The sequence below is a fragment of the Paenibacillus sp. CR_12 genome (assembly GCF_041953985.1).
GTDB lineage: Bacteria > Bacillota > Bacilli > Paenibacillales > Paenibacillaceae > Paenibacillus_AQ > Paenibacillus_AQ lautus_A.
This window is the reverse complement of the sequence record NZ_JAVFHO010000005.1, coordinates 575924-591217: the sequence shown is the minus strand read 5'-3', so window position 1 is coordinate 591217 and position 15294 is coordinate 575924. Positions and strand designations below refer to the sequence as shown.

12 protein-coding genes are annotated in these 15294 nt (G+C 53.5%); 10 read left to right on the top strand and 2 right to left on the bottom strand.

The features are described from left to right. Window positions 1-91: 91 nt before the first annotated feature. Window positions 92-754 (bottom strand): M50 family metallopeptidase, encoded by a 663-nt coding sequence (locus RB297_RS21280; RefSeq protein WP_009590185.1) that lies wholly within the window; start codon window positions 752-754, stop codon window positions 92-94. 139 nt (window positions 755-893) lie between these two features. Between RB297_RS21280 and RB297_RS21275 the strand changes: the two genes are divergently transcribed. The 9 genes from RB297_RS21275 (at window position 894) to RB297_RS21235 (ending at window position 13627) form a co-directional block, all read left to right on the top strand. Continuing rightward, window positions 894-2795, top strand: a complete 1902-nt coding sequence (locus tag RB297_RS21275) for a TerB N-terminal domain-containing protein (protein ID WP_375121375.1) — start codon at window positions 894-896, stop codon at window positions 2793-2795. A 62-nt stretch (window positions 2796-2857) separates the two neighbouring features. Beyond that, a complete protein-coding gene (locus RB297_RS21270; protein ID WP_192570078.1) occupies window positions 2858-4195 on the top strand; it encodes an ATP-binding protein in 1338 nt (445 codons plus the stop codon). After that, a complete protein-coding gene (locus tag RB297_RS21265; RefSeq protein WP_375121374.1) occupies window positions 4192-6411 on the top strand; it encodes a DEAD/DEAH box helicase in 2220 nt (739 codons plus the stop codon). Before RB297_RS21270 ends, RB297_RS21265 begins: the two co-directional genes overlap by 4 nt. Then, a complete protein-coding gene (locus RB297_RS21260) occupies window positions 6404-7216 on the top strand; it encodes an aminoglycoside phosphotransferase family protein (RefSeq protein WP_375121373.1) in 813 nt (270 codons plus the stop codon). The genes RB297_RS21265 and RB297_RS21260 overlap by 8 nt, the downstream gene beginning before the upstream one ends. A gap of 174 nt (window positions 7217-7390) precedes the next feature. Beyond that, entirely contained in the window at window positions 7391-8410 is a 1020-nt protein-coding gene (locus tag RB297_RS21255) for a LacI family DNA-binding transcriptional regulator (protein WP_096777162.1), read from the top strand. Between the two features lie 121 nt (window positions 8411-8531). Then, on the top strand, window positions 8532-9521 hold the full coding sequence (locus tag RB297_RS21250) for an ABC transporter permease (protein WP_277747506.1): 990 nt from the start codon (window positions 8532-8534) through the stop codon (window positions 9519-9521). Between the two features lie 23 nt (window positions 9522-9544). Next, complete coding sequence (locus RB297_RS21245) at window positions 9545-10429, top strand: carbohydrate ABC transporter permease (protein WP_375121372.1); 885 nt, start codon at window positions 9545-9547, stop codon at window positions 10427-10429. A gap of 96 nt (window positions 10430-10525) precedes the next feature. Continuing rightward, entirely contained in the window at window positions 10526-12169 is a 1644-nt protein-coding gene (locus RB297_RS21240) for a type 2 periplasmic-binding domain-containing protein (protein WP_012818462.1), read from the top strand. 111 nt (window positions 12170-12280) lie between these two features. Continuing rightward, complete coding sequence (locus RB297_RS21235) at window positions 12281-13627, top strand: glycoside hydrolase family 30 protein (RefSeq protein WP_375121371.1); 1347 nt, start codon at window positions 12281-12283, stop codon at window positions 13625-13627. A 357-nt stretch (window positions 13628-13984) separates the two neighbouring features. Here RB297_RS21235 and RB297_RS21230 read toward each other — a convergent pair whose 3' ends face one another. Further along, window positions 13985-14902: an ArsR/SmtB family transcription factor gene (locus tag RB297_RS21230; RefSeq protein WP_096774928.1), complete on the bottom strand. Its 918-nt coding sequence runs from the start codon at window positions 14900-14902 to the stop codon at window positions 13985-13987. A gap of 159 nt (window positions 14903-15061) precedes the next feature. Between RB297_RS21230 and RB297_RS21225 the strand changes: the two genes are divergently transcribed. After that, window positions 15062-15238 carry a hypothetical protein gene (locus tag RB297_RS21225; RefSeq protein ID WP_176502469.1) on the top strand — a complete coding sequence of 59 codons (177 nt, stop codon included), beginning with the start codon at window positions 15062-15064 and terminating at the stop codon, window positions 15236-15238. The last annotated feature ends 56 nt before the right edge of the window (window positions 15239-15294 follow it).

The following is a 15294-nucleotide window of genomic DNA, read 5'->3' as shown; positions in this document are numbered from 1 at the left end:
GATAGAGTCAAAGAAAATATTGGAACGAAAAAAAGACCATTTCCATCATGGAATGGTCTTTTATATTAAATATAAAGCAATCTGCGATTCGTCACCGCTTCTTCCAGAACAGCTGCAGCGCCACCTTGGCGCACCATAGGGAGAACAGCAGGAACAGCAGCGCCCAGGCGAACGCCGGGAGCACGGTCATGTTGGCCAGGTTGGACGCGTCGCCCGCTTGCTTGGGCTGGGTCAGCGCCATGGTCAAGAGGGTCAGCGGACCGACCACGGATTCTTCCAGCACGAGAAAGGCGAGCAGCAGATAATAGAAATTGCGGACCTTATCGCCGAGGAAATAGAAGATCAGATTTACGATCATAAATATGATAAGCCACCATAATCCGTAACCGGCGCGAACGAAGAAGATGATCATGATGAGGGCTAGCACGGTAATGGTGATCAGGCCGGTAGCCTGTTTTTTCTTGGCATAGCCGTAGAACATCAGAATGGCGAACAGGGATGCCGACGTATAGCCTGCAAGCGAGACTACGATCGGACTCCACCCGCCGGAAGCCAGCATGGAATAGGTGACGCCGCTGTGATCGGGATTCAGCTCGATGCTGAGCACCCGGCCCGACATGAGAAGGGTCATGGCGGCATGCCCCAGCTCATGGATCATCGTATCCAGAATACGGAACCAGGAAGAGAAGGGGATCAGCCTCGTCAGAAAAGCCGCGCCGGCCAGAAATAACAATGCTTTCAGCCATTTATTCATTCGAAGGTCCTTTCAGCATAAAGTCATTCGCTAGACTATCATTCCGTCCATTATAATACAGATGAGAAACATGTGAAAACTCAGGTGGCGCCCATAGGTTAAATGGTATAATTGAAGTTGTGACGGAGGTTCATGTTCGATGAAAAACGATAAGCCTAACAACGACAATCACATAGATTCGATAAGACATACTACGCACGTGACCGACCAAGGGATTCGCTTTGCCGAATTCGAGCTGGCCGGTGATGAGCAGGATATTCCACTGCCGGACAAGCGGCCGGATCGTCAGGAACAGGAGATCGTTAATCCTAACGAGCAAGCGAAGAATTCCCTGATTGTGAAGCCGCAGCAGCCGCTGGACATGAATTGGGGCGAGGACTTCCGCTATGTGACCAAGGAACAGCAATTCGTGCAGAAGGCGAGGGAACTCGCATGGCATGTGGAGGATGAGGCCCCTTTCGTAGCCTTCAAAAGCTATTGGCCGACCTACGACCAGATGGCCAGCGACCAGTTCAAATGGTATTTTTACTGGCGGGAGGAAGTAAGGTCCGGGCGGTACCCGGATACGGACCTTTCCTATCTTTTTGTCTATTTTTACGAGCTGATCCATGGCGTGGGCTGGAGCGATCCCCTGCAGGGCTATGCATTGATGGAGCAAGCGTGGACGGCCTACCGCAAGCGTTATGCCAAGCTGGATACGTATCTGCGGGAGTGGTTATATGATTTTATGATCGTGCATGGCCTGGATATGCCGATCCGGGAGACGTACCAGCGTTTTCCGCGCGTCTTATCCGCTGAGCTGAAGGAGAAGGAATGGAAGCGCCGGTTCTCCCTCCAGCCGGTGGAGCTGACGTGGGAGCTGCTGCTCGATTTGCTGGATTATGACGTGGAGAAGAGCCGTTTTTACCAGGAGAAGGGACGCAAGGACCTGGAAGGGTACGCTCCGAAGGTGATTGCGCTCGTGGACAGCTATTGGGCCAAAATGAAGGGGCAGCGTCTTATCGACCGCTTTCAGCCGCGGCCCCGGCAGGTGAAACGGCATTTATTCCGCAGCGCGGTGTACGATCACGGGTTATACGGCCGAACCGTCGTGCTGACGGTGGTGTCCTTAAGCGAGCACGCTCCTTTGCGCTCCTATATAACCGGGCTGGTCCGCTTGACCGAGAATAAGCTGCGGGAATTGAGGGGCTTCAAGGGACGGCTGCGCGGAGCGGAAGCGGTAGAACCCGAAGTGGAAGAGATCATCACCCGTTATCTGAAAAAAGAGATTCAGGAGCAGATGGAGGCCGAGCGAAAGCAGAGCCTGCCTGAGGTTCAGATCGATACGGGGAAGCTGCGCCGCTTGCAGCGGGAATCGGACCAGGTCCGCGACATGCTGCTTACGGAGGAAGCCGGGCAGCAGGAGGTTGAAGCGGAGAACAGCCGATCTGCAGCGGAAATTGTAACGGATGCGGGGGCCTCTTCGGGCTATGGGGGACATGCAGCAACTAACAGGAGAACGGGTGCGTCTTCAAAGGGGCATTCCTCTCCAAAATCCGCGGCGAAGAACCCGGAAGTGTTCCAGGCAGTGATGGATTTTGATGCGGTTATTTATGAAGAGACGCCAGTTCCAGAGGAAGCCCGGAATGAAGCTAAGGAGCAAGAAGCGTTCGTTGTGACCGAGAAGGAAGAAAAGGCAATCGCTGCTTCGGAGGATGAAGGAACAGCGCTCGCTGCACCCGAGAGTAAGGAACCATCCGTCCCGGCGGCTGGTAAATCATCTGAGGGTGCGGTGGTTTGGAATACGGACGGACTGGATGAGGATTGGCAGGAGCTCGGAGAGCGTCTTAACCTTATACACTTGGAGGTTCTGCACGCCCTCAAGTCCGGACCGAACCGAACACAGCTGCAGCGGATTGCGGAGCAGGCCGGCTCCATGCCGGCGCTGCTGCTTGATGAGATCAACGAGGCCGCGATGGATACCGTCGGCGATCTGCTGATCGATGGGGAGTCCATTGCGGATGATTATATAGATATGCTGGAAACATTGAAGTCCGTATAACCGGACGGATTGACATCGATGGGACTCGTTATGACTGTAAGATGCTTGAAAGAGGTGGAACCATGACGGAACTGAAAATACCGAAGCGGCTCACGACCGCCCTCGTGAACTCTTTGACGGCCGGGGTCGTGCCGCGGGTGGGGCTGGAGTTCATCGCCGTCGGCCGCAAGCCGGAGGTGGAGTCGATCCTGCGCGACATGGATAATATCGCCGAGGGCGGCGCCGCATTTCGGCTGATTACCGGCCGCTACGGAAGCGGAAAAAGCTTCCTGCTCCAGATCATCCGCAACTACGCGATGGATCGCGATTTTGTGGTGGCGGATGCGGATCTGTCGCCGGAGCGGCGGCTTGTGGGCACGAAAGGGCAAGGGCTTGCCACATACCGCGAGCTGATGACCCATCTGTCCACGAGAACGCGTCCGGACGGAGGCGCGCTGGAGGCCATTTTGCAAAAATGGATCGCCGCGATCCAGCAGGACATCATGCAGGAGACGGGCCTGCGCCCGGATGACCCTGCGCTGAACGATAAGGTGGAAACGCAGATTTATGCCGTGACGAACGGTATGCAGAATCTGGTGCACGGTTTTGATTTTGCGAAGGTCCTCGCTGCTTACTGGAACGGCTATAAGCTTGGCGACGATGACCGTAAGGGAGCTGCGCTGCGCTGGCTCCGCGGGGAAGTTCCGACGAAGACGGAGGCCCGCAAGGACCTTGGCGTCGGGGTCATTATCGATGACGACAATTGGTACGATTACATGAAGCTGTGGTCCGAATTTACGGCGGCCATCGGGTATAAGGGATTGCTGCTGTTCATTGACGAAGGGGTTAACCTCTACAAAATCACCAACAGCGTGTCCCGCCAGAGCAACTACGAGAAGCTGCTGACCATGTTCAACGACACGATGCAGGGCAAAGCGGAGCATCTGGGCATCTATATGGGCGGAACGCCGCAGTTTGTCGAGGATGAGCGCCGGGGACTGTTCAGTTATGATGCGCTGCGCTCCCGCCTGATCGACGGACGCTACGGCAGCAGTTCGCTGAGAACCTACACGTCGCCTATCCTGAAGCTGGACATGCTGTCGTATGAGGAGATTCTCATCCTCCTGCAAAAGCTGCGCGACATCCATGCCCTGCATTTCAAGTACGAAGCGCAGTTGACGGATGAGCAGCTGATCGCGTTCATGCAGACGGCCGTGAACAGGCTGGGAGCTGAGGAGCTGCTAACCACCCGCGAGGTGGTGCGGGATTTCATGGATCTGCTGCATACGCTGCATCAGCATCCGGAGGCCGCGTTTGAAGAGCTGCTAGGCGAGCGGGCAGCAGCGCAGCCGCAGGGCAAAGGGCAAAGCGATGCTCCTTCGGACGATCTGGACGATCTGCTGGCGGAGTTTGAGCTATGAGCGCGAACCCGTTTTCCAGACTGGCCCCGTTCATTCAGGAGTTTATCTATAAAAAAAGATGGGACGCCCTTCGCGAGGCGCAGGTGGAAGCCTGCCGCGTCCTGTTCGATACGCCCAATCATCTGCTGATCGCTTCCGGCACGGCATCGGGCAAGACCGAAGCCGCATTCTTCCCGGCGCTGACGGAGCTGTACAACGTGCCTTCCAGCTCGGTCGGGATCCTGTATATCGGGCCGCTTAAGGCGCTGATCAACGACCAATTCGAACGCATCACCGATCTGCTGAAGGAAGGTCAGGTGCCGGTATGGCATTGGCACGGCGACGTGTCCCAAGCCGAGAAAACGAAGCTGATGCAGAAGCCGTCGGGCGTGCTGCAGATTACGCCGGAATCGCTTGAAGGGCTGCTCATGAACCGGCCGAACGCCATCCCGGCGCTGTTCCAGGATTTGCGGTATGTCATCATTGACGAGGTGCATGCTTTCATGGGAGCCGACCGGGGCATTCAGGTGCTGAGCCAGCTGACCCGGATCGAGCGGATGGCTGCCTGCTCCCCTCGCCGCATCGGGCTGTCGGCGACGCTCAGCGATTACGAAACCGCAGCCGGCTGGCTGGGCGCAGGCACGAAGCACGCAGTCGAGGTCGTTTCGCCGCAAGGTGGGCGGAAGCTGCGGCTGTCGGTGGAGCATTTCTCCTTTCCGGATGCCCGGGACGAGAAGCAGGCGGAGCAGCTGGAGCTTGCGCGCAAGGCCTACTACGATTTCGTATACGACAACACCCACCTGAAAAAAGCGCTGGTCTTCACCAACAGCCGTTCGGATGCCGAGCTGACCACGCTCGAGCTGCGGCGGATTGCGGCCAAGCGCGAGCAGCGGGATGTCTTCCATGTGCATCATGGAAGCATCTCCGCCATGCTGCGCGAGGAAGCCGAGGCCGCGCTCCGCGAAGGTCCGGGGCCGGCGGTTGCGGCGGCCACCCTGACGCTGGAGCTCGGCATCGATCTGGGCGAGCTGGAGCGGGTGATCCAGCTGGGCGCGCCGTACAGCTGCTCCAGCTTCGTTCAGCGGCTGGGCCGCTCCGGCCGGCGGGGGGATCAGGCCTCCGAGATGATGTTCCTCTGTCCAGAGGACGAGGACGAGGAGGCCATGCTGCCTGCGCGCATGCCGTGGATGCTGCTTCGGGCCATTGCCGTCATTGAGCTGTATATTCGCGAGAAATGGGTCGAACCGCTGGCCCTGCGGAAGAAACCGGTTGGCGTGCTTTACCATCAGACGATGAGCACGCTCAAGAGCATGGGCGAGGCCGAGCCGCCCGATCTGGCCCGAGCGGTGCTGACGCTCCCGGCCTTCCGCGGCATCGAGCCGGAGGAATACAAGGAGTTCCTGCAGTATTTGCTCCAGACGGATCACATCCAGCGTACGGAGGAAGGCAGCCTGATCATCGGCCTTGGCGGGGAGAAAATCGTGAACAACTACCGCTTCTATGCGGTGTTTAAGGACGATGAAGAGCATGTCGTCTATAACGGGTCGGAAGAAATCGGATCGATTACGACCGTGCCGCCGCCGGGCTACTGCTTCTCGCTGGCAGGCAAGCTGTGGAAGGTAGAGGAAGTCGACACAAAGCACAAGGCCCTGTACGTGAAGTCGGCCAAGGGCAAGGTCGATACGTTATGGCTTGGCGCAGGCGGCGATGTGCATACCCGCGTGGTGCAGAAGATGCGGGAGGTGCTCGCTGACAGCGCCATCTATCCGTACCTGGCACCGGGTGCGGTGAACCGCCTGGAGCGGGCCCGCCGACTTGCTCGGGAGAGCGGACTGCTGAAGCAGGTGGTCATACCGGCGGGCGGCGATTCCCTGTTCATTCTGCCTTGGGCAGGCAGCAAGCAATTTCGCACGTTGGAGCGGTTGCTGAAGCATAATCTGTCGGAGCGGCTTGCTCTCCGTTCTATCGTGCCGATGGAGCCGTATTACATGGTGGTCGCGGGCAAGGTCGATAACGAGACGCTGATGGAGGAAATTAAGCAGGAGTTGGCGGACTGCGAGGACGCCGGCGCGCTTCTCGATCCCGAAGAAGCGCCGTATCTCGGCAAATATGACGAGTTCGTCCCGCCGAAGCTCGTTCGCACCGCTTTTGCCGCCGACGGACTGGATCTGGAGGGGCTGGCAGAGGCGCTGGGGCTGGCACGTGGAGCAGCGGGAAGGGGAGCTGCGGATGGGTGACAAGGAAGAAATACTTCCCGGTGGGAATGTTAACGAAGTCGTACGTATCGGAAATAACGTTCACCGAACTACGAAATGGAGTTCTTTCGTGCATGACTTGCTCCGATACTTGGATAAGCAGGGTTTTGAAGGCGCCCCCAAGTTCATAGGCATTGATCATGTCGGTCGCGAGATCTTGTCCTTCATTCCTGGAGAGGTGCCGGGAAACCAATATCCTGATTTTAAACCCTATATATGGTCGAACCATGCCCTTATCCAGAGTGCAGCGTTGTTACGGCGTTATCATGACGCCGTACAGGGCTTTGCTGTAACTTCAATCCAACCAGAGGTTGCACATACCTCTCAGGCTTCGGGGGAATGGGACGATGAAGTGATCTGTCATAATGATGCCGCGCCATACAATATCGTTTTTCAAGATGAAGTGCCGGTTGCACTAATCGATTTTGATTTGGCTGCACCAGGTCCGCGTATCTGGGACATGGTTTATATGCTGTACACCTCAGTCCCGCTGGCAAGCTTTGCAATAGATTACATGACAGGGACATCGATACCTTATCGATCGGAATTGCATGCTGCGGATCGCACGCACAGAATATCGCTGTTCTTTAAATCCTATGGCATATCACCGCCTCCCAACTTGAAAGAATGGACTATAAGACGCCTCAAGGCATTATGCGATTCACTTACAACCGGTGCGGCACAAGGCAACAAGGCTTACCAGAACATGATCGATGAGGGACATGTGGCCCATTACGAAAAAGAGATTCAATTTCTGCAGGCACACTTTGAAGAGTGGTACCGATGAAGGGTACGATTTGAAGAGTGCCTGCCTTTTTTCATATTATCCCTCCAAGGGTTGTGGAGCATAACTGAAAAAAATATTTGTAACCCCTTCCAAAAAAGCATTGTGTTCACCTCACATATGTGGTAACTTATGAACATAAAAACGTTTTTATCGCAAAGGAAATGGAATGGTTATATGGGTAAAGTAACGATCAAGGATGTGGCAAGAGAAGCCGGAGTCTCCATTTCTACGGTTTCGAATGCATTGAATGACGTAGATGTATTGAACCCGGAGACCAAATCCCATGTGCTGAAGGTGGCGGAGCGGCTCAATTACGTACCTAACCTGAACGGAAAGCTGTTGAAGTCGGGCAAGACCAAGATGCTGGGCTTCTTTACAACAAGCGTGTCAGGGCCTTACTTCTACACATTGGTGGAGTCGATGTCACGGGAATGTGACCGTCTGGGTTATGGTTTGAACGTGTTTGTTACGAAGGATAAGCAGGTGATCATGAGCAATATTATGGGCGGCCGGGTGGACGGCGTCATTATCTTCGAAGAGCTGAAGATCGACGACAAAGACATTGCTGCCATGGAGAAGGATAAGATCAAGGCCGTTTTCCTGGATCGCGAGGTTCAGAACGAAACGATGGGCAGCATCATATTCGACTCATACGTAGCCGGTTATGAAGCAACCAAGTACCTGATCAGCCTGGGGCATAAGAAGATTGCCTACATCTCCGGCGTGGATACGATGTTTGACAGCGTGCAGCGGAAGGAAGGGTATCTGGCTGCGCTCCGGGAGTGCCAGTTCCCGATCGACGGAGACTACATACTGCAAGGCTATTTCGAGGAAGAGGGTTCATATAACGCCGTCAAATCGTTTCTTCACTTACACCCAGGCAAAGTGCCGGATGCTTTCCTCGCCGGTAACGATGTGAGCGCCATCGGCTGCATCCGGGCCCTGAAGTCCCATGGATACGAGGTTCCGCAAGACGTCAGCGTCGTGGGCTTCGATGATATCGATATCGCGCAGTATTTTACGCCGCCTCTATCGACCGTTCGCAACCAGATTGCCAGACAGGGGATTCTGGTCGTGGATCATCTGGTGCGCATGATTCAGAAGAAAGAGAAGGGCAAGATTCAGAAGCTGCCGGGAGAACTGGTCGTTCGCGGCTCCAGTCACGTGAAGATGAATCGGAATGAACCGGTTTAACCGAAGGGAAGGATCGCATCAAACGGTTTTTTTAAAATGGTTTTATAAATTCGGGGTTTTTTTGGCGAAAAATAAAAACGTTTTTATTATGAAGCGTTTTTGATCAAAGGGGGTTAAGCAGGTGAGCAAAACAGCTGCAGTTCAGTCAACCGGCACGGGAGCGGTTCAGCCCACCGGGAAGAAGCCGATGGGGCAGAGGATCAAGGAATTTTTTATTGATTACAAGCGGCAATGGGAGCTTCAATCGATGATCATTCCCGGCGTCATCTTCATGTTCATCTTCTGCTACATACCGATTTACGGTTTGACGATTGCGTTTAAAAATTACACCGTTATCGACACGCTGGATTCCGCGCCGTGGGTTGGCCTGGACAATTTCAAGATCATTATGTCGGACAAGTATTTCTGGGACTCCGTCGTCAACACGCTGGGCATCAGCTTCTTGAAATTGGCGATCGGCTTTGTCATTCCGATTATTCTGGCCATTATGATTTACGAGGTTGGCATGGGGCGCTTCAAAAAATTCGTCCAAACTGTCTCGTACCTGCCCCACTTCTTGTCCTGGATCGTATTGGGCGGCATGCTCATTACTTGGTTCTCGACATCCGGCTTGTTCAACGAAATATTGCTTGCTCTGGGGCTGATCTCGCAGCCGCAAAACATTTTGCTTGATCCAAGCAAGTATTGGTGGATTGCGACGCTGTCGGATATTTGGAAAGAGGCCGGCTGGGGAACGATTCTGTACCTGGCGATCATGGCCAAGATCGATCCTACCTACTACGAGGCCGCAAGAATCGACGGGGCCAGTCGCTTGAGACAAATCTGGAACATCACCCTGCCGAACATGAAGATGATTATCAGCTTGAATTTGATCCTGACTGTAAGCGGTTTATTGGGATCGAATCTGGATCAAACCTTGGTGCTCATGAATTCGCAGAACCGGGAAAAGGCCGAAGTCATTAACTCGTACGTGTACCGGATGGGTATGACGCAGGGAGATTTCTCCTATGCCACAGCGGTTGGTTTGGGCGTATCCATCATCTCCGTCATTCTGCTCGTTACGGCGAATAAGGTGACCAGTAAATTAAACGATAATCAATCCGTTCTATAGGTCATGCAGAAGGGGGTATAACGGTGAATTTCAAAGCAGCAAAAGGAGATCTCGACAGCCGGATCTTTGATACGATCAATATCATTCTACTGGTTACGTTTACGATCATCATCGTCGTTCCGTTATGGAACGTCGTCGTCTCATCCTTCAGCTCGGGCAGGTCCCTTGCCGAGGGCGGGTTCATCTTCTGGCCTACCGAGTTCTCCCTTGAGAATTATCAGGCCGTGTTCAGGGATGCCAACATATGGAATGCCTTCTTCATCTCGGTGGCCAAAACCGTGATCGGGGTCATCACGCACGTGTTCTTCTGTGCCATGGTGGGTTACGGCTTGAGTAAAAAATACGTCCGCGGCCGCAAGTTTTACGTGGCGATGGGCGTTGTCACCATGTTTTTCTCGGGCGGCATGATTCCGACATACTTGTTGATCAAAGACTTGGGGCTGCTAAACAGCTTCTGGGTTTATATCATCCCGGCTCTGTTAAGCTTTTACGACGTTATCATTCTGATGAACTTCTTCCGCAACGTGCCGGATTCGCTGGAAGAGTCGGCAAAGATCGACGGCGGGGGCGACTGGAGAATATTCCTGAGCATCTTCATTCCTCTTTCCATGCCGGCTATGGCCACAATTGCCCTCTTTAACGGAGTCGGGCAGTGGAACGATTTTATGACCACCAAATTGTATATCACGGATCAGGCGCTGTATCCGTTACAGATGATGCTGTATGAGATTATTGTGCAGTCCCAGACCCAATCGATGCAAAATATCGGTTCGGTCGCGATTCAGACGACGACCAAAGGGGTCCAACTAGCAACAATTGTCGTGACGACGCTGCCGATTGTTGTGATGTATCCAATATTACAGAGATATTTTATCTCCGGCATGATGCTCGGAGCTGTTAAAGAGTAGCGAAGCCGCAGCTCTTTAAGGGAGTGGAACAGAAGCACGCCTGTAAAGACAAGGGTTTATTGAGAAAGCGCTTTTATTTAAAGGGAGGGTTACAGGATGTTAATGAACAAGGCTATGGGTAAGAGAGGACTTACGCTGCTTACGGCTTTGATGGCCGTTGTGCTGGTTGTGAGCGGCTGCGGCGGATCGGGGGGCTCCGGCTCCAAGAAGGAGAATTGGGTTTCGATCGAGGACCGGTATACGCCGGATCCGGAAAAGCCGGCTTGGCAGCTGGACAAAAAAGAAGAGACCACCGAGCTGACTTGGTACGTGAATGCGGACTGGTGGAACACGGATTTCGGCAAGGACGTTGTCACCAAGAAGATCAAGGAAGACCTGAATATCAATATCAAATTCATTACGGGTGACGATACCAAATTGAATACGTTTTTTGCCGGTGGGGATATGCCGGATTTGATCACGACGTTTGACTCGAACTCCCCGGTCGTGCAAAAAGCGGCTACATGGGCGCTGCCGCTGAACGATCTGGCCGAGAAATATGACCCTTATTTCAATAAGGTAGCGGCGCAGGATACCCTCAACTGGTTCCAATTGAAGGACGGCAAAACGTACGGATACCCGAACTATTCCAATACGCAGGAAGACTATGACAGCGGCAACATTCCTGCCAAAACGGCATTTATCATCCGCAAGGACGTGTACGAGGCTATCGGCAAGCCTGCGATGGGAACGCCTGAGGAATTCCAGGCTGCTCTCGCGGATATCAAGAAGCAATTCCCTGCCCTGATTCCACTGGGCTTCAACTCCATCGGCGAAGGAACGGGCTCGCTCGGCGACGTGCTGCAGGATTTCATCGGCGTGCCGCTGGAAGACGAGAACGGCGGCTTCTATAACCGGAACCTGGATGAAGATTATCTGACTTGGGTGAAGGCGTTCAATACCGTATACCGTGACGGCGCGATCAGCGATGACAGCTTTGCCGATGACGGAACGGCTTTTGAAGAGAAGGTGAAGGCGGGCAAATACGCAACGATCATGCTGGACGGCACGCCGCAGCAGGGCGGAAACCTGCAGAGCTTCTACAGCAACAACAAGGGCAAAGAGTACATCGCAATTGACGGACCGCAAAGCACGGTCGGACATGCGCCGACTTTGAACCAATCCGGTATCACGGGCTGGATGATCAGCTTTATCACGAAAGAGAACGCAGACCCTGCCAAATCCATTCAGCTCTTCACGTACCTGTTAAGCGAAGAAGGACAAATGCTGATGAACTATGGCATCGAAGGCGAGACTTACCAAGTGAACGCGGACGGAACGGTGGAATTCCTGCCAGACGTGAAGGAGCTTCAGATGAACAATCCGGATACGTTCAAGAAGGACTACCGCATGGGCGAATTCATGTTCTTCGGACATGACCGCCACAAGGCGCTGAGCGGGGATGCTTTCCCGGATGCGATCAAGCAAATGCAGGAATGGGGCAAAGGCAAGCTGACGCCGCACTTTATTTTGGAGAATATCAACCCGGATCAGGGCACGCCGGAAGCGCGCTCCCTGACGGCCATCAATACGAAATGGAACTCCACGCTCGTCAGCATGATTCGCTCGAAGGACGACGCAACCTTCGATAGCCTCTTGAACGATTATAAAAAGTTCCTGGACGATAACAACTGGGATAAAATCGTCGAAGTCCGCAACGAGAAGATGAAGGCGAACAAAGAGAAGCTGGGGCTGAAATAAGTTTGCGTTAATGGATGGAGGGGCCCCTTTCTTGACAGGAGAGGGGCTCTTTCCAAGTTATCTTCGGTAGGCCATGGGTAGGAAGACACAAGAAACCTGGAGGGAAACAACATGCTGAACATCACCATCTACCAATCAAACGGTGAAGAAGAATTATTCGTGAAGAAAGACAAGGCGCAGCTGATGCCCGTAACTACGGGTGCAGCGAAGCATAAGGTTGTCATCGATGAGGAGCAGACGTTTCAGGAGATGGACGGCTTCGGCGCGTCCTTCACGGACTCCGCTGCTTATTTGATCCATCAGGTGCTGGAGACGAAGCAGCGTTCCGAGCTCATGACGCAGCTGTTCGATCCAAACGAAGGGATCGGGTTATCCGTACTCCGCCAGCCGATGGGGGCATCGGATTACGCGCGTGACTTCTACAGCTACAATGATATGCCTGAGGGCCAGTCGGATGTAGAGCTGGAGCAGTTCTCCATTGCGCATGACGAGAAAGATATCATTCCTCTCCTGAAGGAAGCGCTCCGCTTGAACCCGGATGTCAAGCTGATGGGTTCCCCGTGGAGCCCGCCCGGCTGGATGAAGACGAGCGGGTCGATGATCGGCGGAGAGCTGAAGCCGGAATACTATTCGGTATATGCTAATTATTTTGTACGTTACATCAAAGGGTATGAAGCCAACGGGCTGCCGATTTATGCCGTCACGCCGCAGAACGAGGCATTATACTCGCCGGGACATTACCCCGGCATGATCATGCTGCCCGAGGCACAGAGCGATTTCATCAAGAACCATCTGAAGCCGCAATTCGTAAAGAACGGCATCGGTACGAAGATTCTCTGTTATGACCATAACTGGGACAAGCCGGACTACCCGCTGACCGTATTTGAGCAAGCGGCCGACGCGGTGGATGGGGTTGCCTGGCACTGGTACGGCGGCAAGCCGTCGGCCCAATCGGAAGTCTTCGAGGCATTCCCGGGGAAAGAGGTTCATTTTACGGAAGGATCGGGCGGGGAGTGGATTCCGCCGTTTGAGCAAGCCTTCTCCAATGTGATGCGGACCGGAATCGAGATTCTCCGCAATCACAGTAAATCTTACGTGCTGTGGAATATGGCACTGGACGAGAAGAACGGACCTACCGTGCCGGGCTTTGGCAAAAGCACCTGCCGCGGCATCGTGACGGTGAATCAGCAGACGAAGGAGCTTACCTATACGCTGGACTACTACGCGCTGGCGCACTTTAGCAAGGTGATCCGTCCCAAAGCGCGGCGTGTGGCATCTACCAGCCATGAGTTCATCCGTTCGGTAGCCTTCAAGAACACGGACGGCTCGATTGCCGTCGTGTTGTTCAACGACAGCGAGGCTTCGGAGAGCGTGGCGATCCAGCTGCGCGGGGAAGAGGCGTTGCAGCTGGAAATGCCGGCCAAGAGCGCGCTGACAGTCAAGATGGAGAGCAACTGATTGGAGGCTGCGGTGGCCTCTATAACAGCAACTGATTGAAAGCTGCGACCTCTATAACTGAATGATAAAAAGCCTGGAACGATGGTTCCAGGCCTTTTTCTTTTTTTCGTTAGAGAACGGAACGTATAAACCTCTAGAGCTTATGGTCCTGATCTCGCAAGACAACGCTCCGTTCCGGTATACGGACTGCCTTCCGGGGATATCGATCGATGTTTTTATTAATGCGGCAGGCTATTTTATACTCGCCATTTCGCCTTACATCCTGTACCGGCTTCCTAAAGAGGGAAGCCTCTTTGCGTGTAGTTCTTGCATGACTGTCGCTGTGTTCCCGAAATCGTGCGGGAAAGTACGTTACGCTTATTCTTTTGTCAGACCGAACACGTAAGACTCCAGGAAAGACTTGAGCTGAGTGAAGGATTCCGGTCTTGCGCTGTATTTATATCGTTCATTCGGCATTTTGAAGTGCATGCGCAAAAGACCCGCGGTTTTAAGCAAGGAAAGGTGGTAGTGCAGGTTACTCTTGGAAAGTCCGGTCTTCTGCTGCAGCTCCGTAAACGTGACGGGGCCGTCAGCGAGAATGTGCAGCAGCACGAGCCTCTTCTCGTCAGCCAATCCCTTGGTCATGCGCAGCAGCTGGTTGGTCGGCGTATCCTCGTCCTGCTGCTCATCGTCTACGGCATAACTGATAATGAGCTGTTGATTGCCCACTTCGTCCATCCGGTTTAACGGCTTGATGTGATAAGTAGGGATGAGAAGAATGGCGCTATATTCGTCTTCAAGATCGAGCACGATCCCGTTCGTTGCCTCATCGATCAGATCAATACAGGAAAGCTCCCGGCTCCGCTGCTCCATGCGGGCGGCGGAACGCCCCAGCAGGTCGTGAATCTCAGGCAAGATCGTATAGGCCCGGTGCCACTCCGTCATGATCTCAAGGCTCTGATCGCGGAATGTTTTCAGCCCCATCGGAAATCCGCCTTCTAGATAAGGCGCTAGGATTTCGTACAATTGCCCTTCTCCTAAATCGGCAAACCAGGCAAGAAAACGCTCGATGTTGTCTTTTTTCGGGCTGTCTACGATAACCAGGTGCAGATAAGCAACGATCTCGCACAGGTCCAGCTCTTCCAGCTTATCCGTAAAAGACGCGGGCAGATTCTTCTGAATTTCCTTCCTCCATTTATTCCCTAGATCATGCATTTGGTTTTTATTATCTGCATATGTGAACAAGCTGGTTACCAGCTCGTGAACAGGCGAATAGTCAACTCTGATATGAGTCATGATCATCCTCTCCTCCAAGCACTCATTATTCCATTTTTATGATACCACATCCCAAGGAAAATAAATATTGAACTTTTTATTAGTTCATATATAATTGAACTTAAATATTTAGTTCAAAAAAATATGAACTAACGAGCGAGGGAAGAGGAGTGACTGGATATGACCAATTGGTTCGTTGTGGAATCTCTGATCAAGCAGCAGCAGGCGGAGTTGGATCGAGAGGCCGGAGAGGCCTGGAAATATACGCATGATCGGGTACGTTTGTTGGCACGCTTCTTCCCAACGAAGAGAAGGCAATTTCAGCCGGTCAAGAAAAGAGCCCGTAATTTGAACTAACGGGCACAAGGAAGAACCGATCCATATCCATCTACGGGAAAAAGGAGTTGAAATGA